Raw genomic sequence first — 23,944 nt, forward strand, 5'->3', positions numbered from 1 at the left:
ATGGCGATACTCTATACCGGCTTTTGTTGCAACGCACAATGGATCCACCCGGAACGGGTGCAGGGCTCCTCTCGAATGCTCAGGCGCCGCGCTTGCGTCCGGGCGCCCTGCGGGGGCAGCCCATGGGATCGCACGGCAGCGATCGTGCATGGCGCACTGCTAGAATGCCGGGAGCCAACCGACCGGAGTAGCCCGGATGTCCCGCCATACCAAGATCGTCGCCACCCTCGGCCCCGCCTCGTCCGACCTGCACACCCTGGAGCGCATGGTGCACGCCGGCCTCGACGTGGTGCGCATGAACTTCTCCCACGGCAAGCCGGAAGACCATGTGGCGCGCGCGGAAGCCATTCGCGATGCATCCGCGCGGGCAGGCCGGCCGGTCGGCATCCTCGCCGACCTGCAGGGACCGAAGATCCGCATCGGTAGGTTCGAGGAAGGCCGCGTGACACTGACCCGTGACGCCCCCTTCATCCTCGACGCACGCTGCGAACTGGGCAACGTCCAGCGCGTGGGCCTCGACTACAAGGATCTGCCCAAGGACGTGAAGCCGGGTGACATCCTGCTGCTCGACGACGGCCGCCTCAAGCTGATCGTGCAGCGCGTCCTCGGCCACGAGATCCACACCCTAGTGAAGGTGGGCGGCGAACTCTCGAACAACAAGGGCATCAACCGTCAGGGCGGCGGCCTCACCGCTCCCGCGCTGACCGGCAAGGACATGGACGACATCCGCACCGCCGCCCGTATCGGGGTGGACTTCGTGGCGGTGTCCTTCCCCAAGAGCGCAGCCGACATGTACATGGCACGCCAGCTGATGCGCGCGGCAGGCAGCTCGGCGCTGCTGATCGCCAAGATCGAGCGCACCGAGGCCGTAGCCAACCTCGAGGAGATCCTGGACGCCTCGGACGGCATCATGGTGGCACGCGGCGACCTGGCCGTGGAGGTGGGCGATGCCGCCGTGCCGGCCCTGCAGAAGAAGATGATCCGCGCTGCGCGCGACCGCAACAAGCTCACCATCACCGCCACGCAGATGATGGAATCCATGATCACCAGCCCGGTGCCCACCCGCGCCGAGGTCTCGGACGTGGCCAACGCAGTGCTCGACGGCACCGACGCGGTGATGCTGTCGGCCGAGACCGCCGCCGGAAAGTTCCCGGTAGAGGTCATCGAGGCGATGAGTCGCGTTTGCCTGGAGGCGGAGAAGTCCTACGACACCGGGCTTGACCGAGAGATGCTCGACCGCGTGTTCACCCGCATCGACCAGTCGATCGCAATGGCGGCGATCTGGACGGCCTACCACCTCAAGGTGAAGGCGATCGCCTCGCTGACGCAGACCGGTTCCACCGCGCTGTGGATGAGCCGCCTGATCGCCGGCGTGCCGATCTACGCGCTCACCCCCGAGGTCTCGGCGCGCAACCAGATGACGCTCTACCGCGAAGTCCATCCGCTCCTGATGAGCCAGACTCACCAGGACCGTGACGTGCTCCTGTGGGAGGCAGAACAGGTATTGCTCGAGCAAGGCGTGGTCGACTACGGCGACCTCATCGTGCTCACCATCGGGGAGCCGATCGGCAGTGCCGGCGGCACCAACACGCTCAAGATCGTACGCGTCGGCGAACACCACATGCCGGGCACCCTGGACGACCCGGTGTAAAGCTGGCTGCAGGGGTGGGCCTGCCCGCAAGCGGCGCCTTCTCGGGCGCTGCATTCGCGGGCAGGCCCGCTCCAGCAATTCCAGCCCCGGCGCCCGCGCTCCCCACAACTCCGCTTCTCCTGCCTGCCAGCTCTGTCCCCGAACGCGCCCCACACGGGCAGGATCGTTTTCGCCACGACACAGGCTAAAATACCGGCTTTCGATCGCACTGCCGCCGAGCGCGGCCCCCTTCCGGAGAGACTCCATGCCCCTCGTTTCCATGCGCCAGCTGCTCGACCATGCCGCCGAACACAGCTATGGCCTGCCCGCGTTCAACGTGAACAACCTCGAACAGGTCCAGGCCATCATGGAAGCGGCGGCGGAATGCGACAGCCCGGTGATCATGCAGGCCTCGGCCGGCGCGCGCAAATACGCGGGCGAAGCCTTCCTGCGCCACCTGATCGACGCCGCCGTCGAGGCCTACCCGAGCATCCCCATCGTCATGCACCAGGACCACGGCCAGAGCCCGGCGATCTGCATGGGCGCGATCCGCTCGGGCTTCTCCAGCGTGATGATGGACGGCTCGCTGCTGGAAGACGGCAAGACGCCCTCCTCCTACGAGTACAACGTCGCCGTCACCCGTGAGGTGGTGAAGTTCTCGCACGCCATCGGCGTCAGCGTCGAAGGCGAGCTCGGCTGCCTCGGCTCGCTCGAGACCGGCCAGGCCGGCGAGGAAGACGGCGTTGGCGCCGAAGGCACGCTCGACCACAGCCAGATGCTGACCGACCCCGACCAGGCCGCCGACTTCGTCAAGCAGACCGACTGCGACGCGCTCGCCATCGCGATCGGCACCAGCCACGGCGCCTACAAGTTCAGCCGCAAGCCCACCGGCGACATCCTCGCCATCGAGCGCATCAAGCAGATCCACGCCCGCATCCCCAACACCCACCTGGTGATGCACGGCTCCAGCTCGGTGCCGCAGGAACTGCTCGAGATCATCCGCCAGTACGGCGGCGACATGAAGGAGACCTACGGCGTACCGGTCGAGGAGATCGTGCAGGGCATCAAGTACGGCGTGCGCAAGATCAACATCGACACCGACATCCGCCTGGCGATGACCGGCGCAGTGCGCAAGTTCCTGGTCGAGAACCCCTCCAAGTTCGACCCGCGCGAGTTCAACAAGCCCGCGCGTGAAGCCGCCAAGCTGGTGTGCAAGGCCCGCTTCGAAGCCTTCGGCTGCGCCGGCATGGCCAGCAAGATCAAGTCGGTCTCGCTCGAGAAAATGGCGGCGCGCTACAAGGCCGGCGAACTCACGCAGATCGTGCGCTGAGTCGTCGCGGCTTCCCAGGCAGTTCGAAACGCGCCCATGTGGCGCGTTTTTTCTTGCGCGGCTCTCAGCGCTCCATCGCCCGCATCATCTCTGCCGCCTCGGTCTGCAGGAACTCCAGCAGCGCATCGAGCGCTGGCGTAAGCGGGCGGTCCATGCGCGAGACCACGTTCCACTCCCGGATCACCGGCGTATCGGCCACGTCCAGCCGCACGAGCCGCCCGCTTTCCACCTCCATTGCAAAGGTGTGATGCGACAGGAAGGCGATGCCCATGCCCGCCATCACCGCCTGCTTCAAGGTCTCGTTGCTGCCGAGCTCATCCGCCGCCAGCGGCTTGACGCCATGCGTGCGCAGGTAGCGTTCGAGGTTGTCGCGCGTGCCGGAGCCCTGCTCACGCAACAGCAGGCGCTCCTCGGTCAGCGCCGCGGGCGGGATGCGCTTGCGCCCGGCGAGGCGGTGATCCGGGCGCGCCACGAATGACAGCCGGTGCGGCGCGAAGGGAATGCGCCGCAACTCCAGGCCGCGCGGCGGCTGCCCCATGATCGCCACGTCGCAGCGCTGCTCCTGCAGCAGCGCGCGCACGTGCTCGCGGTTCGCCACTGTGAGCCGGAAGGTGATGTCTGGAAAGCGGCGGCCAAATTCCGCGAGCAGATAGGGCACGAAATACTCCGCCGTGGTGATCGCGACCACGTCCAGCGTACCCGCTGCCACACCCATCCTCGCTTTCAGCTCGACCTCGGCCAGTTCCAGGCTGTGCAACACCTGCCGCGCCGCGCGCACCAGAAGCTCTCCCGCCGGCGTCAGTCGCACCTCGCGCCGCCCATCCACCAGCACCTGCCCGACGATGGCCTCCGCGTCACGGACCTGCATCGAGATCGCCGGCTGGGTGAGATGCAGCAGCCGCGCCGCCTGCGTGAAGCTGGCGCTGTCGGCGACGGCGACCAAGGCGCGTAGCTGCTTCAGGGTCATGCGCTGGGCGAGCTTCATCAGAAAACCTTATCTGAAATACACAAAAAACGTCATTGGAGCTTATTTGAGCAAGCCCTTATTGTCCAGTCACCCCACCGCTCGAAGCACCACTCGCAGCCGATCAAACAAAGGAGACACGATATGGGCGCCGCAGACACCCCGCAGCAGATCCTCGACCCCAGGAAGCGCTACCAGGCCGGCGTGCTCAAGTACGCGCAAATGGGCTACTGGAACGCCGACTACGAGCCCAAGGACACCGACGTGCTCGCCGTGTTCCGCATCACCCCGCAGGAAGGCGTGGATCCGATCGAGGCCGCCGCTGCGGTGGCCGGCGAATCCTCCACCGCCACCTGGACCGTGGTGTGGACCGACCGCCTGACCGCCTGCGACAAGTACCGCGCCAAGGCCTACCGCATCGAGCCGGTGCCGGGCCAGGAAGGCCAGTACTTCTGCTGGGTGGCCTACGACCTCGACCTGTTCGAGGAAGGCTCGATCGCCAACCTCACCGCCTCCATCATCGGCAACGTGTTCAGTTTCAAGCCGCTCAAGGCCGCGCGCCTCGAGGACATGCGCCTGCCGGTGGCCTATGTGAAGACCTTCCGCGGCCCGCCGACCGGCATCGTCGTCGAGCGCGAGCGCCTGGAGAAATACGGCCGCCCGCTGCTGGGTGCGACGATGAAGCCCAAGCTCGGCCTGTCGGGCAAGAACTACGGCCGCGTGGTGTATGAAGCCCTGCGCGGCGGGCTGGACTTCACCAAGGACGACGAGAACATCAACTCGCAGCCCTTCATGCACTGGCGCGATCGCTTCCTGTACTGCATGGAAGGCGTCAACCAGGCCGCGGCGCAGACCGGCGAATCCAAGGGTCACTACCTCAACATCACCGCCGGCACCATGGAGGAGATGTACAAGCGCGCCGAATTCGCCCGCGACCTCGGCTCCTGCATCGTCATGGTCGATCTCATCATCGGCTGGACCGCGATCCAGTCGATCAGCAACTGGTGCCGCGAGAACGACATGATCCTGCACATGCACCGCGCCGGCCACGGCACCTACACCCGGCAAAAAAACCACGGCGTGTCCTTCCGCGTCATCGCCAAGTGGCTGCGCCTGGCCGGGGTCGACCACCTGCATGCCGGCACCGCAGTCGGCAAGCTCGAAGGCGACCCGATGACCGTGCAGGGCTTCTACAACGTCTGCCGCGACACCTACACGAAGCAGGACCTGCCGCGCGGCCTGTTCTTCGACCAGGACTGGGCCAGCATCAAGCGCGTGATGCCGGTCGCCTCGGGCGGCATCCATGCTGGTCAGATGCACCAGCTGCTCGACCTGTTCGGCGACGAATGCGTGCTGCAGTTCGGCGGCGGCACCATCGGCCACCCGATGGGCATCCAGGCCGGCGCCACCGCCAACCGCGTCGCGCTCGAATCCATGGTGCTCGCCCGCAACGAAGGCCGCGACATTCTCAACGAAGGTCCGCAGATCCTCGCCGACGCCGCCAAGTGGTGCCAGCCGCTGCGCGCCGCGCTCGATACCTGGGGCGAGATCACCTTCAACTACACCAGCACCGACACGTCCGACTTCGTGCCGACCGCCAGCGTGGCCTGAAGCCCAGCCTCATACCGGAACCGAGGAGACCCATCATGCGCATCACCCAAGGCTGCTTTTCCTTTCTGCCCGACCTCACCGACACCCAGATCGCCGCGCAGATCAACTACTGCCTCGACCAGAACTGGGCGGTCGCCCTCGAATTCACCGACGACCCGCACCCGCGCAACACCTACTGGAACATGTGGAGCCTGCCGATGTTCGACCTGCGCGACCCGGCCGGCGTCATGGGCGAACTCAAGGCCTGCCGCGAGGCCAACCCCGAGACCTACATCCGCATCAACGCCTTCGACTCCACCAAGGGCTGGGAGACGGTGCGCATGTCCTTCATCGTCCAGCGCCCCACGGCCGAGCCCGGCTTCAGACTCACCCGCCAGGAAACGAAGGGTCGCAGCCTGCGCTACACGATGGAGAGCTACGCCGTCGGCCGCAACCCGGAAGGCGCGCGCTATGCGAGCTGACGACACAGCGCATCAGTAAGCCCACGGGCACAGGCCGATCGGGTGATCTGCGAAGCGCGGCGAGGACTGTCTGAGCGAGCGCAGCGAGCGAGTTCCGCAGCCAAGCGGCGCAGATCACCCGGTCGGCCGGCGGTCCCGCGCACACGCCCACCCACGTTCCGATGAACCGACACCGACAGGAGACGCGACCATGAACGCCCCCGAGAAGGCCCCCGCCCCCGCCAGCATCGACCTCGGCGCCGAGTTCCGCGACGCCGGCATCGGCGAAGTGCTCGAGTCCCTCGACCGCGACCTCGTCGGCCTTGCCCCGGTCAAGCGCCGCGTGCGCGAGATCGCCGCCCTGCTGCTCGTCGACCGCGTGCGCCAGCGCCTCGGGCTGGCCACCGAACACCCCTCGCTGCACATGAGCTTCACCGGCAACCCCGGCACCGGCAAGACCACCGTCGCCATGCGCATGGCCGAGATCCTGCACCGCCTCGGCTACTGCCGCCGCGGCCACGTCGTCGCCGTCACCCGCGACGACCTCGTCGGCCAGTACATCGGCCACACCGCGCCCAAGACCAAGGACGTGCTCAAGCGCGCCATGGGCGGCGTGCTCTTCATCGACGAGGCCTACTACCTCTACCGCCCCGAGAACGAAAAGGACTACGGCCAGGAAGCCATCGAGATCCTGCTGCAGGTGATGGAGAACCAGCGCGACGACCTCGTCGTCATCCTCGCCGGCTACGCCGAGCGCATGGAACGCTTCTTCGAATCCAACCCCGGCATGAAGTCGCGCATCGCCCACCACGTCGACTTCCCCGACTACAGCAACGACGAACTCGGCGAGATCGCCCAGCGCATGCTCGCCGGCTGGAACTACCGTTTCGACGCGGCTGCGCGCCGCACCTTCGACGAATACATCGTGCTGCGCCGCCGCCATCCGCACTTCGCCAACGCGCGCAGCGTGCGCAACGCGCTCGACCGCATGCGCCTGCGCCAGGCCCTGCGCCTGTTCGAAGCAGGCGGGCTGGTCGATGCGGATTCGCTCACCACCCTCACCGAAGCCGACGTGCGCGCCAGCCGGCACTTCCTGCCAGCCGAAACCGCCTGAGCCGAGCCGGCGCACACGCACAACGACAAGCACCGATCCGGCACCACGCCGGGGGAGACAGACCATGTTCAGCCTCGACCGCAGCACGCTCACCGAATACCTGATCGAGCACCGCCGCAACAACCCTTGCGCCACCGGCGAGTTCAACGCCCTGATCCTGCAGGTCGCGCAGGCCTGCAAGGCGATCTCGCGCGCGGTCGCCCACGGCGCGCTCGCCGATGTGCTCGGCAGCCACGGCAACGCCAACGTGCAGGGCGAGGAACAGAAGAAGCTCGACGTCCTCGCCGACGAGATCTTCCTGCGCGCCACGCACTGGGGTGGCGACCTCGCGGGCATGGTGTCCGAAGAGAACGAAGCCCCCATCCCGCTGCCCGCCAGCGACCAGCGCGGCAAGTACCTGCTCGCCTTCGACCCGCTCGACGGCTCATCCAACATCGACGTCAACGTCGCCGTCGGCTCCATCTTCTCCATCCTGCGCGCGCCCACGCCGGGCGAAGACGCGCCAGCCGAAGACTTCCTGCAACTCGGCAACCGCCAGGTCGCCGCCGGCTACGCCATCTACGGCCCCTCCACCATGCTGGTGCTGTCGGTCGGCAGCGGCGTCGCCGGTTTCACCCTCGACCCGATCATCGGCGAGTTCTACCTCACCCACCCCGACATCCGCGTACCCGAAACCACGCGCGAGTTCGCCATCAACGCCTCCAACGCCCGCTTCTGGGAAACCCCGGTGCGGCGCTACGTGGATGAGTGCCTCGCCGGCCGCAGCGGCCCGCGCGGCGCCGACTTCAACATGCGCTGGATCGCCTCGCTGGTGGCCGAAACCCACCGCATCCTGATGCGCGGCGGCGTGTTCCTCTACCCGCGCGACCGAAAGGACCCGGCCAAGCCCGGCCGGCTGCGCCTGCTCTACGAGTGCAACCCGATCGGCTTCCTCATCGAACAGGCCGGCGGCCGCGCGAGCACGGGCGTGCGCCCGGTGCTCGAGGTCCAGCCCGAATCGCTGCACCAGCGCATCGGCTTCGTGTTCGGTTCGAAGGAAGAGGTCGAGCGCATCGAGCGCTACCACGGCGAACCGCTGATCGGTGGGCCGCAAGACGAGCTGCCCTTGTTCCAGACGCGCTCGCTGTTCCGCGACACCGCATTCGCTTCATAAGCCTCCCGGGGAGACATCATGTCCGAACGTCATCCGATCGTCGCCATCACCGGCTCCTCCGGCGCCGGCACCAGCACCGTACAGCGCACCTTCGAGGAGATCTTCCGCCGCGAGGGGGTCACTGCGGCGGTCATCGAGGGCGACAGCTTCCACGCCTACGATCGCAAGACCATGCGTGAGAAGCTCGCCGCCTGCGACCTCGACGGCAACTGCCAGTTGAGCCACTTCGGCCCCGAAGCCAACCTGTTCGGCGAGATCGAGAACCTGTTCCGCAGCTATGGCGAGTCGGGCAGCGGCAAGCGCCGCAAGTACCTGCACAGCGCCGACGAAGCCGAGCCGTACAAGCAGGAACCCGGCACCTTCACCCCGTGGGAGGAGCTCCCCACCGGCACCGACCTGATGTTCTACGAAGGCCTGCACGGCGCAGTTCAACACGAGAACATCGACGTCGCGCGCTTCGTCGATCTGCTCATCGGCGTGGTGCCGGTGATCAACCTCGAATGGATCCAGAAGCTCAACCGCGACAAGAGCACCCGCGGCTACTCCACCGAGGCGGTCACCGACACCATCCTGCGCCGCATGCACGACTACGTGCATTACATCTGCCCGCAGTTCGCGCGCACGCATGTGAACTTCCAGCGCGTGCCGATGGTGGACACCTCCAACCCCTTCATCGCACGCGCCATCCCGACCGCCGACGAATCCATGGTGGTGATCCGCTTCGCCAACCCAAAGGGCATCGACTTTCCCTACCTGCTCAACATGATCAACGACAGCTTCATGAGCCGCGCCAACACCATCGTGGTGCCGGGCGGAAAGATGGAACTGGCCATGCAGCTCATCTTCACCCCCTTCATCTGGCGCCTGATGGACCGCCGCCGCAAGGCGCTGGCGCAGTAATGCTTCCCGATTGGAGAAATAACGATGAACATGCGACTCACCCAGGCACCGATCGACGCCCTGTGCGCCAACGCCCTGCGCTTCCTCGCCATCGACGCCGTCGAAGCCGCCCAGTCCGGCCACCCCGGCATGCCCATGGGCATGTCCGAGATCGCCGTGGCACTCTGGAACCGGCACCTGCGCCATAACCCCGCCGACCCCGCCTGGCCCGACCGCGACCGCTTCGTACTCTCCAACGGCCACGGCTCGATGCTGCTCTACGCCCTGCTCCACCTCAGCGGCTACGACCTGCCGCTGGGCGAGCTCAAGCGCTTCCGCCAGCTCGACAGCCGCACCCCCGGCCACCCCGAGGTCGGCCACACCCCCGGCGTCGAAACCACCACCGGTCCACTCGGCCAGGGCGTGACCAACGCCGTGGGCATGGCGCTCGCCGAGAAGCTGCTCGCCGCCGAGTTCAACCGCCCCGGCCACACCCTCGTCGACCACCGCACCTGGGTCTTCCTCGGCGATGGCTGCCTGATGGAAGGCATCAGCCACGAGGCCGCGAGCTTCGCCGGCGTGCAGCGGCTCTCGAAGCTGATCTGCTTCTGGGACGACAACCGCATCTCGATCGACGGCGACGTCTCCGGCTGGTTCGCCGACGACACGCCGGCGCGCTTCCGCGCCTATGGCTGGAACGTGGTCGAGGCAGTGAACGGCCACGACATCGCCGCCGTCGATCGTGCCATCCAGGTGGCGCTGGGCCACGCCCGGGCCGACACCGGCCCCACGCTCATCTGCTGCCGCACCAACATCGGCCATGGCAGCCCCGGTCGGGCCGGCACAGCGGACGTCCACGGCGCGCCACTCGGCGCCAGCGAGATCGCCGCCACGCGCGGCGCGCTCGACTGGCCGCAAGTCCCCTTCGAGATCCCGGGTGAAGTCCGCGCGGCCTTCGACGCACGCGCCCGTGGGGCTGCGCAGCAGGCAGAATGGGCGCGGCGCCTCAGCGCCTACGCCCAGGCCTTCCCGGACGAAGCGGAGGAATTCCGCCGCCGCACGGCGGGCGATCTGCCGGTAGGTTTCGGCATCCTGTCCAACGCCATCCTGCGCGGCGTCGCGAAGGAGGCGGCCTCCGTCGCCACGCGCAAGGCCAGCCAGCAGGCCATCGGCCGCCTGGCACGCGCGCTGCCGGAGTTGCTCGGCGGCTCGGCTGACCTGACGCATTCCAACCTCACCGACTGGCCTGGCTGCGGCACCGTGCGCGCAGATGCGCCCGGGCGCCACATCAACTGGGGTGTGCGCGAGTTCGGCATGGCCGCTGCGCTCAACGGCATCGCCCTGCACGGCGGCTACATTCCCTTCGGCGCCACCTTCCTGGTGTTCTCGGACTACGCCCGCAACGCCATCCGCATGAGCGCATTGATGAAGCAGCGCGTGGTGTACGTGATGACGCACGACTCGATCGGCCTGGGCGAGGACGGCCCCACCCATCAGCCGGTCGAGCATATCCCCAGCCTGCGCCTGATCCCGGGGCTGGACGTGTGGCGCCCGTGCGATGCGGTCGAAACCCAGGCCGCCTGGAACGCCGCGGTCGCGCGCCGCGACGGCCCCACCCTGCTCGCCCTGTCGCGCCAGAACCTGCCGCACCAGGCGCGCGACGAAGTGCAGATACAGGCCATCCTGCGGGGCGGCTACGTGCTGGCCGATGCCGACGCGCCTGCGCTCGTCATCATCGCCACCGGCTCGGAGGTGGCGCTGGCGATGGCGGCGCACGCGGCGCTGGCCGCCGAGGGGGTGGGTGTGCGCGTGGTGTCCATGCCGTGCTCCACGCTCTTCGACCGTCAGACCGACGAATGGCGGCACAGCGTGCTGCCCGCCGGCGTGCCGCGACTGGTGATCGAAGCCGCACGCGGCGAGGGCTGGTGGCGCTACATCTGCGGCGATGGCGGCTGCGCCGGCGAAGTGATCGGAATCGATCGGTTTGGCGAGTCCGCTCCGGCTTCTGCCCTGCTGCAACGCTTCGGCTTCACCCCTGACGCAGTACTCGCCCGGGCACGCGCCCTGATCACATCCACACCTCAGAACACGTTCGCATCCACGCAGCCCCGCGCCGCGAAGGCGACGCTGAACTGAGCCGCCCACTTCCTGCGGAGATCCATCCCATGGCCATGATCGCCCTGCGCCAGCTGCTCGACCACGCCGCCGAACACGGCTACGGCGTGCCCGCCTTCAACATCAATAACATGGAGCAGATCCACGCCATCCTGCTCGCCGCCGAGGCCACCGACAGCCCGGTCATCCTGCAGGCCTCGGCCGGTGCGCGCGGCTATGCCGGCGAGGCCTTCCTGAAGAAGATGGTCGAGGCCGCGGTCGAGCAGTGGCCCGACATTCCGATCTCCCTGCACCAGGACCACGGCGCCAGCCCTGCGGTCTGCCAGCAATCGATCCGCAGCGGCTTCACCAGCGTGATGATGGACGGCTCGCTGCGCGCGGACATGAAGACTCCGGCGAGCTACGCGTACAACGTCGAGGTCACCCGCCGCGTGGTGGAGATGGCCCATGCGGTGGGCGTATCGGTGGAAGGCGAGCTCGGCTGCCTCGGCTCACTCGAGACCGGCCAGGCCGGCGAGGAAGACGGGGTCGGCGCCGAGGGCACGCTGGACCACAGCCAGATGTTGACCGACCCCGACGAAGCCGCCGACTTCGTCGCCGCCACCGGCGTCGACGCACTCGCGGTGGCGATCGGCACCAGCCACGGCGCCTACAAGTTCACCCGCCCGCCCACCGGCGACATCCTCGCCATCGACCGCATCGCCGCCATCCACACCCGCATCCCCGACACCCACCTGGTGATGCACGGTTCCTCCAGCGTGCCGCAGGAATGGCTCGCCATCATCCGCGAGCATGGCGGCGAGATCGGCGAGACCTATGGCGTGCCGGTCGAGGCCATCGTGCAGGGCATCCGAAGCGGCGTGCGCAAGGTCAACATCGACACCGACCTGCGCCTGGCGATGAGCGGCGCGATGCGCCGGCTAATGGCCACCGACCGCAAGGAGTTCGACCCGCGCAAGTTCTTCAAGGCCGCCCGCGACGCGGCGCGCGACATCTGCCGCGAGCGCTTCGAGGCCTTCGGCTGCGCGGGGCAGGCCAGCCGCATCAAGCCGCTGCCGCTGGACGCGCTCGCGCGGCGCTACGCCAGCGCCGCGATCTGAACCTGCGGCAACGCGGTCCGGCATATGCCCTCACCGCTTGCCGCTCCATCTGCCCGCACCGCTCGCACCGGCAGGTACCCACGGTGCGTCTTCCTTCTCTCCCTGCCTTCGGGCTTTGCGCCCGCTTCCCGTCCCGGAAGCGGGCGTTTTCTTGCAGCACCGCTGATCCTGCCCTGGTGCAACGCGATTTTCGCCATCCCTCGCTTGTCACCCCGCAGGGGCTGGGCAAGAATGCGAAAGCTTGTAACCGGCTCCGCTTGCGACCGCACCGGCCGCTCCTCTCCCGTACCGCGTCCCAGACATCATGTCCCTGTTCGAACAACACCCCCTGCGCCAGACGCTGAACGACGAGGTGCACGCCCGCCCACCGGTTCCACTCGACACCCCGGAATACGTCACCTATCTCGCCTTCCTGCATCACGAGGGCAGCGCAGAACGCGAAACCGCGCATCTCGCCGCGCTCTGTGGTCAGCTCGAACTGCCGGCCCCACGCACCGACAGCGGCCACCTCCTGCTCGATGCTGGCGACTTTCGCCTCAAGTGGGAACGCCATAACGAGTTCTCCAGCTACACCTTCTTCCGCAGAATCCACCCTGGCGATGGCGCAGAGGACAACGCACTCCTGTCCGTGCCTACTGCCTGGCGCCGGGACATCCCCGGCCAGCTCATTGCCGCAACGCACATCGAAGTGCGCAGCACCGACGACGTCGACCCCGACAGCCTGCTCAATCAGGCCTCACCACGCGGAGAAACGCTGGTTGCAGCACGCGTGGCCGAATGCGCGGGCTGGGTGTTCACGGACTTTCATATCCACGACGGCTTCTCGCGCTTCGTGCTCCTCGACGATGGCCTCACGCCGCGTCAGGCCGGGCGGATGGTGCAACGGCTGGTCGAGATCGAAACCTACCGCGTCATGGCACTGCTGGCCTTTCCGGTGGCGAAGGAGGTCGGACGCCTGCTGTCGCATGCAGAAGACGAGCTCGCCGACCTGATGGATGGCATGGGCGACGCGCGCAGCGCCGAGGACGACCACGCCGTGCTCGGCCGCCTCACCCGCCTTGCCGCGGACATCGAGCGCTCGGTCGCCCGCACCACCTTCCGCTTCGGCGCCGCCGCAGCCTATTACCGCCTGGTGCAGCAGCGCGTGGATGACCTGCGCGAAACCCGCCTTGGCGGCTTCCCGACCATCCGTGAATTCATGGAGCGTCGCCTCGCCCCCGCGATAGCCACCTGCGCCACCATCGCGCGCCGCCAGGAAGACCTCTCGGGCCGCATTGCGCGCAACTCGCAACTGCTGCGTACCCGGGTGGACATCGAGCTCGAGCGTCAGAACCAGGAACTGCTCGCGCAGATGAACCGCCGCGCCAAGATCCAGCTCCATCTGCAGGAGACGGTGGAGGGTCTGTCCGTGGTCGCCATCACCTACTACGCCTCGCAACTGGTGAATTACGTCGCCAAGGGCGCCAAGTCACTCATCGCCCCGGCGACCCCCGAGATCATCACCGCAGTGTCGATCCCTGTGATCGCAGGCTTCGTGTATATGGGGCTGAGGCGAATGCGCACGCTGCTGAGCAGGGAAGACGCCCCCCCCCACCCATGACCCTCCTCATCGCACTTCGCATGAGCGACCCACACCCGCTGCCTCGCCTATAATCCCGCTTTTGCCAGCAACCCGAGGCCCCACCGTGGCGACGCCCCTTTTTGAAACTTCCATCAAGAGCCTGCCGCTGCTCGGCCGCGGCAAGGTGCGTGACATCTATGCCGTCGACGACGAGAAGCTGCTGATCGTGACCAGCGATCGCCTGTCGGCCTTCGACGTGGTCCTGCCCGACCCGATTCCCGACAAGGGCCGCGTGCTGGTGGCGCTGGCGAACTTCTGGTTCGACAAGCTCGCCCACATCCTGCCGAACCAGCTCACCGGCATCGACCCCGAGACCGTGGTCGCCGCCGACGAGCGTGAGCAGGTGCGCGGCCGCGCGCTGGTGGTGAAGCGCCTGAAGCCGCTGCCGATCGAGGCGGTGGTGCGCGGCTACGTGATCGGCTCGGGCTGGAAGGACTACCAGGCCACCGGCGCGGTCTGCGGCATCGCGCTGCCAGACGGCCTGCAGCAGGCGGCCAAGCTGCCAGCGCCGATCTTCACGCCGTCGTCCAAGGCCGACATGGGCGAGCACGACGAGAACATCTCCTTCGAGCAGGCGCAGGCACGCTGCGACGCGCTGATGAAGGACGCGCTGGCCGGCACTGGCAAGACCGGTGCGCAGCTGGCCGAGGAAGCGCGCAAGGCGGCGATCGCGCTGTATTCCGAGGCGGCCGACTACGCGGCCAGCCGCGGCATCATCATCGCCGACACCAAGTTCGAGTTCGGCATCGACGCCGCCGGCACGCTGCACCTGATCGACGAGGCGCTGACCCCCGACTCCTCGCGCTTCTGGCCGGCCGACAGCTACCGCGAGGGCATCAGCCCGCCGTCCTTCGACAAGCAGTACGTGCGTGACTACCTGGAAACGCTGGACTGGAACAAGACCGCGCCCGGCCCCAAGCTGCCTGCCGACGTGATCGAGCACACCGCGGGCAAGTACCGCGAGGCCTACGAACGCCTGACCGGCCAGAAGCTGGCCTGAGCCGCACAGACCTCGAGCGCGCGAGCGCCAGACAGGGGTGCCGGGGGGCGCCCTTTTTTTTTGCCTTGCCACCCCGGCCTCCCGCGGTCTCAGCCCCCACCTGCGCACTCCGCGGTCAGTCGAACACCCCATGTTGCATAGCATCAGCCTATCTGGACCTGGAACAGCTCTTATTCGCGAACTCTTCGTACGTGTCCTATTCTAAAAACACGAAGACCCAGCGCCTGCATGGACATTCACGCCCGGCAAGCACGTCCAGCCGGGTTGCGACGCTCCCAGAACAACGCAGATGTGGAGAACAACATGGACAAGCCCTACGACTCACTGGACCAGCATTTCAAGCTTCCCCACATCCGCTCGATCGGCACCGACCGTCCGATGCAGTGGCTGCGCATGGGCTGGGACGACATGCGCGAGAACCTGGGCGCGAGCCTCTCCTACGGCCTGATCCTGGCTGCAGTCGGTTACGCGATCCTGTCCTATGCGGCGGACAAACCCTACCTGTTCATGGCAGCCATTTCCGGGTTCCTGCTGATCGGACCGATCACCGCGGCGGGCCTCTACGAGATTTCGCGGCGGCACGAGAAGGGCCACAAGACCTCGTTCTCAGGGTCGCTGCGTGGACTCGCCGCAAAGGCCGACGGTCTGGCCATGTTCGGCGCCTTCCTCGCCATTGCGCTCATTGCCTGGGAGCGCATTTCGGCGATCATGTTCGCGCTCTTTTACCGGGGCGAGGTCAGCGACGTGACCAACTTCGTCAGCGGGCTCCTGAGTTCGGGCACGAACCTGTACTTCCTGGCGGCCTACGTCATCGTCGGTGGCGTGCTGGCGCTCGTCGTCTTCTCTCTTTCGGCGATCGCCATCCCGATGGTGATGGATCGCGAAACCGACACCGTCACCGCGGCAATGACCAGCCTGCGCGCCGTCCAGACCAACTTCGACACCATGATGCTGTGGGCCGTGGTGATCGTTGCCCTCATCGGTATCGGCTTCGCGAGCATGATGATCGGCATGGTGATCCTGCTGCCGCTGGTGGGTCACGCCAGCTGGCATGCGTATCGCGATCTGGTCCACTGAATCCACGCAGCTCCGGCGGCGGGCGTCGTACGCGGCGCCCGCCGCCTTTTTTGCGGCAGAATAGCCGCCTTGGCCGGCCACGCCGGAACGAACAGACAAGGTAGAAGATGCAGCCGAGCACGCCCACCCCCGACTCCCCTTCCAACACCAACCCCCTGCTCGACTTCACGGGCATGCCGCGTTTTGAGGACATCAAGCCGGAACACGTCGAACCCGCGATCCGCGGCCTGATCGACGAGAACCGGGCGCTGATCGAGCGCCTCACCGCCGACCCCGCCACGCCGACCTGGGACGGCTTCGTCAGCCCGATGGACGAGGCCGGCGAGCGCCTCGGCCGCGCCTGGGGCGTCGTCGGCCACCTGCACAGCGTGTTCGACGTGCCCGAGTGGCGCGAGGCCTACAACGCCATGCTGCCCGAGATCTCCCGCTTCTACGCCGAGGTCGGGCAGAACCTGGCGCTGTTCCAGAAGTACAAGGCGCTGCACGACAGCCCCGAGTTCGCCACCCTGTCGCCGGTGCGCCAGCGCATCCTCGAGCACGGGCTGCGCGACTTCCGCCTGTCCGGTGCCGAACTGCCCGACGAGCAGAAGCCGCGCTTCCAGGAAATCCAGGAAGAGCAATCCCAGCTCGCCGCCAAGTTCTCCGAGAACCTGCTCGACGCCACCAACGCGCACGCCGAGTGGATCACGGACGAGGCTGGTCTTGCCGGTATCCCGGACGACGCCCGCCACGCGGCCCGCGCCGCCGCCGAGGCGGAAGGCAAGGACGGCTGGAAGTTCACGCTGCAGATGCCGTCCTACCTGCCGGTGCTGCAATACGCCGACGACCGCGATCTGCGCGCGCGCATGTACCGCGCCTACGCCACCCGCGCCTCCGAGCTCGGCAATCCCGAGCTCGACAACGGCCCGCTCATCGGCCGCATCCTGGCGCTGCGCGATGAGGAAGCGCGCATGCTCGGCTACCGCAACTTCGCCGAGGTCTCGCTGGTGCCCAAGATGGCCGACACGCCGGAACAGGTGCTCGGCTTCCTGCACGACCTCGCCGCCAAGGCCAAACCCTTTGCCGAGAAGGACCTGGAAGAGCTCAAGGCCTTCGCCAGGGCCGAGCTGGGGCTGGACACCCTCGAGCCCTGGGACGTGGCCTACGCCTCCGAAAAGCTGCGTCAGGCGCGCTACGCCTACTCCGACCAGGAGGTGAAACAGTACTTCCCCGAGCCCAAGGTTCTCGACGGCCTGTTCGGCGTGATCCGCGCGCTCTACCGCGTCGACATCCTCCCCGACGAGGCGCCGACCTGGGATCCGGACGTGCACTTCTTCCGCATCGAGAAGGAAGGCGAGCTGGTGGGGCACTTCTACCTCGACCTGCACGCGCGCAGCACCAAGCGCGGCGGCGCGTGGATGGACTCGGCGCGCAGCCGCCACCGCAACACCTGGGGCAGCGACACCCCGGTCGCCTACCTGGTGTGCAACTTCCCTGGCCCGGTCGCAGGCAAACCCGCCACCTTCACCCACGACGACGTACTGACGCTGTTCCACGAGTGCGGCCACGGCCTGCACCACCTGCTGACCCAGGTGGACGAGCTCGCGGTGTCCGGCATCCATGGCGTGGAGTGGGATGCGGTCGAGCTGCCCAGCCAGTTCATGGAGAACTTCTGCTGGGAGTGGGACGTGCTGCAGGGCATGACCGCGCATGCCGACACCGGCGAGCCGCTGCCGCGCGCGCTCTACGACAAGATGATCGCCGCCAAGAACTTCCAGAGCGGCATGCAGACCGTGCGCCAGCTCGAGTTCTCGATGTTCGACCTGCGCCTGCACGGCGAGGTCGACGCCTCCGCCGGCCCGGTGCCCATCGAGCGCGTGATGGCCCTGCTCGACGAGGTGCGCCGCGAAGTCGCGGTGATGATCCCGCCCGCCTGGCACCGCTTCCCGCACAGCTTCTCGCACATCTTCGCCGGCGGCTACGCGGCGGGCTACTACAGCTACAAGTGGGCCGAGGTGCTGTCGGCCGACGCCTTCGAGGCCTTCGAGGAAGCCGGCGCCGGCCGTGGCAGCCTGCTCGACCCCGAAACCGGCGAGCGCTTCTGGCGCGAAATCCTCGCGGTGGGCGGCAGCCGCCCGGCGCTCGACTCCTTCAAGGCCTTCCGCGGCCGCGAGCCCAGAGTCGACGCGCTGCTGCGCCACAGCGGCATGGTGGCGCAGGCATGAAGATCGCCACCTGGAACGTCAACTCGCTGAAGGTCCGCCTGCCGCACGTCCTCGACTGGCTGGCGGCCAACAAGCCCGACGCGCTGTGCCTGCAGGAACTGAAGCTCGAAGACAAGGCCTTCCCGGTCGCTGATCTGGAAGCGGCCGGCTACCACGCCGTCTTCATCGGCCAGAAGACCTACAACGGCGTCGCCATCCTCAGCCCGCAGCCGATCGACGAGGCGACTGTGGTGCGCAACATCCCCGGCTTCGAGGACGAGCAGAAGCGCATCATCGCCGCCACCATCAACGGCTTGCGCGTGGTGTGCGGCTACTTTCCCAACGGCCAGGCGGTGGGGTCGGACAAGTTCGAGTACAAGCTGCGCTGGCTCGCCGCACTCACCGAGTGGTTGCGCGAGGAACTGAAGACGCACGAGCGCCTGGTGCTGGCGGGCGACTTCAACATCGCCCCGGAAGACCGCGACGCCCACCCGGACTGGAAGGACGAGATCCATGTCTCCGAACCGGAGCGCGCCGCCTTCCGCGCGCTGCGGGATCTCGGACTGGTCGACGCCTTCCGTCTCTTCGAGCAGCCCGAGCGCGCGTTCTCGTGGTGGGACTACCGCATGATGGCCTTCCGGCGCAACTTCGGCCTGCGCATCGACCACCTGCTGGTGTCGCCCGCGCTGCGCGAGGCCTGCCGCAACTGCACGGTGGACAAGGCGCCGCGCCGTCTGGAACGGCCGTCGGATCACGCGCCCGTGGTGCTGGAGTTGGCGCTGGGCGCGTGACGAATCGTCCGCCACCGGTGAAAATGTGCCGATGACTACAGGCTGCACTCTTCCCGCCTCACCCGCCACCGACGAAGAGCGGCTCGAAGCGCGTTATCCGGTGCTCTCCGCGCTCCCTGCGGACGCGCGGAGGCGCCTGCTGCAGGGCGCGCACTGGATGCGTATCCCGGCAGGGACCATGCTGTTCGACGACCACCAGGCATGCGAAGGCTTTCCCTTCGTGGTGGACGGCTCGGTGCGTGTCAGCAAGTGCGCGCCCAGCGGGCGCGAACTGCCCCTGTACCGGGTCGGGGCCGGAGAGACCTGCATCATCTCCTCGTCCTGCCTGCTGGGCCACGAGGCCTACAACGCGCGTGGCATGACCGAGGCCGACACCCTCATGATGTTGCTGCCCAAGCCGGTGTTCGACGAGATGATGATCGAACGCCCCTTCCGCGATTTCGTTTTCCACCTCTTCGCCGAGCGCATCGCCGACCTGATGCAACTCATCGAGGAGGTCGCGTTCCGCAAGCTCGACCAGCGTCTGGCCGCACTGCTGCTCGGCAAGGGACGCCTGCTTCGCGTCACGCATCAGCAACTGGCCGACGAACTGGGCAGCGTACGCGAGATCGTCAGCCGGCTGCTGAAGAGCTTCGCAGAACAGGGGCTCGTGCGTCTGGGTCGCGAGCAGGTGGAGATCGTCGATCCGGCCGGATTGCGCCGCTTGGTCACCGAGGGCTCATTGAAGCCCTGAACGCGGCATACCGTCAGCTTGCTCAAGCCTCCGCGGGAGCATTCCAGCCCGCGCACACGCAGTTGCGTCCGGCATGCTTGGCCGCGTAAACGCCGCGGTCCGCCTCTGTGAGAACCTGCTCGAAATCGCGACGATCGGACGCAGGACGCGCTGCCACGCCAATGCTGACCGTGATCGCAAGAGGGTCGCCTTCGGGGGTGCCGAGTGAGGACGCCTCCACCACCCGCCGCAGCGTCTCGGCCACCTGCAGCGCCTCCTCCGGGTCCGTGTCCGAGAGCAGCACCATGAACTCCTCGCCGCCGAAACGCCCGACCAGGTCGGTGACGCGCAAGGCGCTCGACAGCAGGTTCGCGATCCGGCGCAGGCACTCGTCTCCCACCAGGTGCCCGAACCGGTCGTTGATGCTCTTGAAGTGGTCGACATCAACGAGCAGCAGTGCGAGCGGATTCCCCGTTCCGCTCTGGCGCGCAAGCTCAAGGTCGTAGCGGGAGCAGAACTTGCGACGATTGGCGAGTCCGGTCATCGGATCGTGCAGCGCCATCTGCTCGAGTTCCTGCTGCGCGAGCGTCAGCTCCGTGATGTCGACATCCACCCCGCGATAGCCGTTGAAACACCCGCCCTCGTCGAACACGGGCTGCGCGCTGGACGACAGCCACACTGGACGGCCGTCCGCGCTATGCGTAATCAGCGTGCAGCGCTCGAGCACTGCGTGGGCACGGATCGGCGACAGCCACTGGCACGCCACCTCCGATCCGACACATGGCTTGCCACAGTGCTCAGTGCAGAACTGCTTCCAGCGCTCGGTGCCAAGCACCTCGTCGTCCGCACGACCGAGGATCTTTTCCATGCCTTGCGCGAAGGTATAGTGCCCGTCCGGCCCGGTTTCCCAGATGTAGGTCGGGGAGAAATTGACCGCGTCGCTCATCAGGTCGCGCACCCGGCGGACGGTTTCCGCATTGCGCAGCCGGTCGGTGATGTCGGTATAGGTGGTGACGAAACCGACCGGCTGTTCGCCCTCGAACACGATCCGCCCCTCGATTTCCATGACGCCGCCATCGCTTCGCCTGCGCTCCATCCTGTGGCGCTCGAAGCGGCGTGCGAGCTCGACCATCTCGCGCACCTTTTCTTCGGGATCCACGTCCCCGTACTCACCGCGCTGGGCGTTGAAGCGGATCACGTCGGCAAAGGTTCTGCCCGGCTTCATGAAGTCTTCGGGCAGATTGAGCTGCTTCACGAAAGCACGGTTCCAGAGCACGACGTCGAGCGCCTCGTTGACCACCGAGACGCCCTGCGGCAAGGCGTTCACCACTGCGTCGAGGTAATTCGCGCTGCGCCGGGCCTCCTCCTCGGCATTCTTGCGTTCAGTGATGTCGGTGTAGATGGTGACGAAACCGCCATCGGGCAGCGGGTTGCCGCGAATCTCCAGGATCCGGCCGTTGGGGCGCTTGCGCTCGAAAACGTGCGGCTCGCGTTCGCGCGCGCGAGCGACCACCGACTCAGCGATCTGCTCGGGATCCCCAGGGCCGTATTCGCCACGGCGCGCATTGAAGCGCGCGAGATCAAGCAGGGAAGGCAGGCCGTTTTCGAACAGCGCATCGGGAAATTCGAGCAGCTCGCGGAGTTGACGGTTGCACAACACCATGTTCAGTTCGCGATCGAACAGACTGACGCCGCTGGGAAGGAAGTCGATGATCGCCTGAAGGACGTCTGGTGTCGTCTGCGACCCCATAGGCCAAGCCTGCTGCGTATTCAGCATCGCCCCTCCCCTTTCGAAGCATTTTGCAATGCACCCCACGTTCAGCTAAAAATCATGAGCCTGCTGCCAGTTCCGCGCAATCATATCCACGGATGCGGGAGGGAGAATCGGGCAGCAACCGTGACGCCGGTCACACCTGAAGCTTCACCGCGCCGGCAAAGCGGCCAACGCGAAGGGAGGCGCTGTGTAACCGAGGTTACAGACGGGGAGCCGTCCGGCGTAGTTCAATGACGCTGCTTTCCATCATCCAAGGCAAGGAGAATCCACATGAAGACGAACGTTGGCGGCGCAGACAAGATCATCCGTATCCTCGTTGGCCTGGCGCTGATCGCCTGGGCTCTTTTCGGCGGCCCGGTCTGGGCCTGGATCGGCATCGTGCCGCTGGCAACCGGCGCGATGGGCTGGTGCCCGGCCTACACCCTGCTCGGCATGAACACCTGCCCGCTGAACAAGAAGTAAGTCTGCGGGGGCGGCGGCAGCACGATATGCCTGCCGCAAAAGCCCTGCGCGAGCGCACGTGCCCGCGAACGTGGCAATCGACCACCTTGCCCGCACGGGCGCGTGCGCTCGCGCGGCGCGCCTGTACCGCACACCCATACCCGATGGGTCAGTGACGGACCGTGCAGTGATTGGCGATTGCCACGTACTCTTCAACCGAGAGCTTCTCGCCCCGCAGCCCGGCATCAATGCCGAGCGCATCGAAATCGGCTTCATGCATGAACTCTCGCAGCGTGTTGCGCAGCGTCTTGCGGCGCTGGCCAAACGCGGCAGTGACGATGCGACCGAGCAGCGCCTCATCCTTCGCGCCGAGTTGATCCAGCGGTAGCGGCGCCATGCGCACGATGCTGGACATGACCTTCGGCGCTGGGCGGAAGGCGGTCGGGGGCACGTCGAAGAGCCGCCCCATGCGAAAGCGGTACTGCAGCATCACGGAGAGCCGCCCATACTCCTCGGTACCCGGCTCGGCCACCATGCGCATTACCACTTCCTTCTGCAGCATGAAGGTCATGTCCTTCACCCTGTCGGCGAAGCTGGCGAGGTGGAACAGGATCGGTGTCGAAATGTTGTACGGCAGGTTGCCGACGATGCGCAAGGACGCGCCACCCTCCGCGGCAAGGCTGCCAAAATCGAACTTCAATGCGTCGCCCTCATGCACCGTGATCTGTGCCGGCGTGTAGCGCTCGTGCAGGCGCGCGATCAGGTCGCGGTCGATCTCGACGACGTGCAGATGCCCGAGGCGCTCGATCAACGGAGCGGTCATCGCCCCGAGGCCGGGGCCGATCTCGACCATGAGATCACCCTTCAGGGGCCGGATCCCATCGATGATCTTGCGGATGATGTTGGGGTCGGAAAGGAAGTTCTGGCCGAAGCGCTTGCGGGCGCGATGGCCATCGGTTTCGAAATCTTGCATATGAGTCCCTCGCGGTCGCCCGGCTCAGTGTGCCGTACTGCGGGCCGCCGCCATGGCAAGCGCAAGCTCGACTGCGGCATACAGGCTGCCCGGGTCGGCGCGCCCGCTACCGGCCAGATCGAGCGCGGTGCCATGATCGACCGAAGTGCGGATGATCGGCAGGCCGAGCGTGACGTTGACCCCGCCACCGAAGCTCGCATGCTTGAGCACGGGCAGGCCCTGATCGTGATACATGGTCAGCACCGCGTCGCCCTTCTCGAGCGTGTGCGGCACGAACAGCGTGTCCGCCGGAAGCGGCCCCGTCAGCTGCATGCCCTCGGCGCGCAACCTGTCGAGTACCGGGAGGATGACGTCGATCTCCTCACGGCCCATGTGCCCGCCCTCACCGGCATGCGGATTGAGTCCGGCGACGAGGATGCGCGGCGCCCGGAGGCCGAAGTGGCGCACCAGGTCAGCGTGCAGGATGCGCAGCGTCTCTTCGAGCAGCGCGGGGGTGATCGCTGCCGGAACCGCGGCAAGCGGCAGGTGGGTCGTCGCCAGCGCCACGCGCATGCCTCCGCCCACCAGCATCATGACGACGCGTGCCGTACCGGTATGCGCGGCAAGGTATTCGGTATGGCCGGTGAAAGGCATGGTGTCACGCGCACCCAGCCCTTCGCAGATCACGCCCTTGTGCACTGGCGCAGTGACCATGGCCGCGAACTCGGCCTCGCGACAACCGGAGATCGCGCGATCGAGCAGGCCGAGCACGTAGGCGCCGTTGGCCGGCACCAGCACACCCGCCTGCGATGGCTGGGCGAGCGGCAGGTGCAGCACTTCGATGCAGCCGCGCGCGACAGGCACCTCGCGGCAATACGGAACGATGCGCACGGCACGCCCCAGTGCGGATGCGCGTGCGCGCATCAGCTCGATGTCGGCGAGCACGACCAGGCGCCTCGGCCAGTCACGCTCGGCCAGGCGCAGGCAGAGCTCCGGACCGACCCCTGCTGGTTCGCCGCTAGTGACGACGACGGGCAGCGCACCCGTGTCGGGCATC

Annotated in this window: 20 protein-coding genes; 16 read left to right on the plus strand and 4 right to left on the minus strand. The window is 67.0% G+C overall.

The annotated features are described in order from the left end of the window. The first annotated feature begins 196 nt into the window (after positions 1-196). Together pyk and fba (ACPT9U_RS01755) are read left to right on the plus strand one after the other, a co-directional pair. A complete protein-coding gene (gene pyk, locus ACPT9U_RS01750; protein WP_418364926.1) occupies positions 197-1,651 on the plus strand; it encodes a pyruvate kinase in 1,455 nt (484 codons plus the stop codon). 244 nt (positions 1,652-1,895) lie between these two features. After that, positions 1,896-2,960, plus strand: coding sequence for a class II fructose-bisphosphate aldolase (fba, locus tag ACPT9U_RS01755; RefSeq protein ID WP_418364925.1), 1,065 nt, complete (start codon positions 1,896-1,898; stop codon positions 2,958-2,960). Positions 2,961-3,024: 64 nt separating this feature from the next. On the opposite strand, the gene ACPT9U_RS01760 is transcribed toward fba (ACPT9U_RS01755), so the two are convergent. Next, positions 3,025-3,945 carry a LysR family transcriptional regulator gene (locus ACPT9U_RS01760; RefSeq protein ID WP_418364924.1) on the minus strand — a complete coding sequence of 307 codons (921 nt, stop codon included), beginning with the start codon at positions 3,943-3,945 and terminating at the stop codon, positions 3,025-3,027. 123 nt (positions 3,946-4,068) lie between these two features. Between ACPT9U_RS01760 and ACPT9U_RS01765 the strand changes: the two genes are divergently transcribed. From ACPT9U_RS01765 to ACPT9U_RS01825, 13 genes are all read left to right on the plus strand, one after another. Further along, positions 4,069-5,535: a form I ribulose bisphosphate carboxylase large subunit gene (locus ACPT9U_RS01765; protein WP_435749673.1), complete on the plus strand. Its 1,467-nt coding sequence runs from the start codon at positions 4,069-4,071 to the stop codon at positions 5,533-5,535. Positions 5,536-5,570: 35 nt separating this feature from the next. Beyond that, positions 5,571-5,996, plus strand: a complete 426-nt coding sequence (locus ACPT9U_RS01770; protein WP_418364922.1) for a ribulose bisphosphate carboxylase small subunit — start codon at positions 5,571-5,573, stop codon at positions 5,994-5,996. Positions 5,997-6,186: 190 nt separating this feature from the next. After that, positions 6,187-7,089, plus strand: coding sequence for a CbbX protein (gene cbbX, locus ACPT9U_RS01775; RefSeq protein WP_435749674.1), 903 nt, complete (start codon positions 6,187-6,189; stop codon positions 7,087-7,089). A gap of 64 nt (positions 7,090-7,153) precedes the next feature. Next, positions 7,154-8,242, plus strand: a complete 1,089-nt coding sequence (locus tag ACPT9U_RS01780) for a class 1 fructose-bisphosphatase (protein WP_435749675.1) — start codon at positions 7,154-7,156, stop codon at positions 8,240-8,242. 18 nt (positions 8,243-8,260) lie between these two features. After that, on the plus strand, positions 8,261-9,142 hold the full coding sequence (locus ACPT9U_RS01785; protein WP_320368351.1) for a phosphoribulokinase: 882 nt from the start codon (positions 8,261-8,263) through the stop codon (positions 9,140-9,142). Between the two features lie 24 nt (positions 9,143-9,166). Then, entirely contained in the window at positions 9,167-11,257 is a 2,091-nt protein-coding gene (tkt, locus tag ACPT9U_RS01790; RefSeq protein WP_435749676.1) for a transketolase, read from the plus strand. A gap of 29 nt (positions 11,258-11,286) precedes the next feature. After that, positions 11,287-12,336 (plus strand): class II fructose-bisphosphate aldolase, encoded by a 1,050-nt coding sequence (gene fba, locus ACPT9U_RS01795; RefSeq protein ID WP_435749677.1) that lies wholly within the window; start codon positions 11,287-11,289, stop codon positions 12,334-12,336. Between the two features lie 304 nt (positions 12,337-12,640). Beyond that, positions 12,641-13,936 carry a DUF3422 family protein gene (locus ACPT9U_RS01800; RefSeq protein WP_435749678.1) on the plus strand — a complete coding sequence of 432 codons (1,296 nt, stop codon included), beginning with the start codon at positions 12,641-12,643 and terminating at the stop codon, positions 13,934-13,936. 85 nt (positions 13,937-14,021) lie between these two features. After that, on the plus strand, positions 14,022-14,957 hold the full coding sequence (locus tag ACPT9U_RS01805; protein ID WP_435749679.1) for a phosphoribosylaminoimidazolesuccinocarboxamide synthase: 936 nt from the start codon (positions 14,022-14,024) through the stop codon (positions 14,955-14,957). A 303-nt stretch (positions 14,958-15,260) separates the two neighbouring features. Then, positions 15,261-16,034 carry a DUF2189 domain-containing protein gene (locus ACPT9U_RS01810; protein ID WP_418364913.1) on the plus strand — a complete coding sequence of 258 codons (774 nt, stop codon included), beginning with the start codon at positions 15,261-15,263 and terminating at the stop codon, positions 16,032-16,034. Positions 16,035-16,141: 107 nt separating this feature from the next. Then, a complete protein-coding gene (locus ACPT9U_RS01815; protein WP_435749680.1) occupies positions 16,142-18,238 on the plus strand; it encodes a M3 family metallopeptidase in 2,097 nt (698 codons plus the stop codon). Then, complete coding sequence (xth, locus tag ACPT9U_RS01820) at positions 18,235-19,008, plus strand: exodeoxyribonuclease III (protein WP_418364911.1); 774 nt, start codon at positions 18,235-18,237, stop codon at positions 19,006-19,008. The genes ACPT9U_RS01815 and xth overlap by 4 nt, the downstream gene beginning before the upstream one ends. A gap of 31 nt (positions 19,009-19,039) precedes the next feature. Next, the gene (locus ACPT9U_RS01825) at positions 19,040-19,741 is read left to right on the plus strand and encodes a Crp/Fnr family transcriptional regulator (RefSeq protein WP_435749681.1); all 702 of its coding nucleotides are present in this window, start codon (positions 19,040-19,042) and stop codon (positions 19,739-19,741) included. A gap of 22 nt (positions 19,742-19,763) precedes the next feature. Here the strand turns inward: ACPT9U_RS01825 and ACPT9U_RS01830 are convergent, their stop codons facing one another. Beyond that, complete coding sequence (locus ACPT9U_RS01830; RefSeq protein ID WP_435749682.1) at positions 19,764-21,497, minus strand: PAS-domain containing protein; 1,734 nt, start codon at positions 21,495-21,497, stop codon at positions 19,764-19,766. Positions 21,498-21,764: 267 nt separating this feature from the next. Here ACPT9U_RS01830 and ACPT9U_RS01835 point away from each other — a divergent pair, with 267 nt between their 5' ends. After that, on the plus strand, positions 21,765-21,956 hold the full coding sequence (locus ACPT9U_RS01835) for a YgaP family membrane protein (protein WP_418364908.1): 192 nt from the start codon (positions 21,765-21,767) through the stop codon (positions 21,954-21,956). A 148-nt stretch (positions 21,957-22,104) separates the two neighbouring features. Here ACPT9U_RS01835 and rsmA read toward each other — a convergent pair whose 3' ends face one another. Further along, entirely contained in the window at positions 22,105-22,908 is an 804-nt protein-coding gene (rsmA, locus tag ACPT9U_RS01840; protein ID WP_418364907.1) for a 16S rRNA (adenine(1518)-N(6)/adenine(1519)-N(6))-dimethyltransferase RsmA, read from the minus strand. Positions 22,909-22,932: 24 nt separating this feature from the next. Next, on the minus strand, positions 22,933-23,943 hold the full coding sequence (gene pdxA, locus ACPT9U_RS01845; RefSeq protein ID WP_435749777.1) for a 4-hydroxythreonine-4-phosphate dehydrogenase PdxA: 1,011 nt from the start codon (positions 23,941-23,943) through the stop codon (positions 22,933-22,935). Between the last annotated feature and the right edge of the window lies 1 nt (position 23,944).

The organism is Thauera sp. AutoDN2 (assembly GCF_051280715.1).
Taxonomy (GTDB): domain Bacteria; phylum Pseudomonadota; class Gammaproteobacteria; order Burkholderiales; family Rhodocyclaceae; genus Thauera.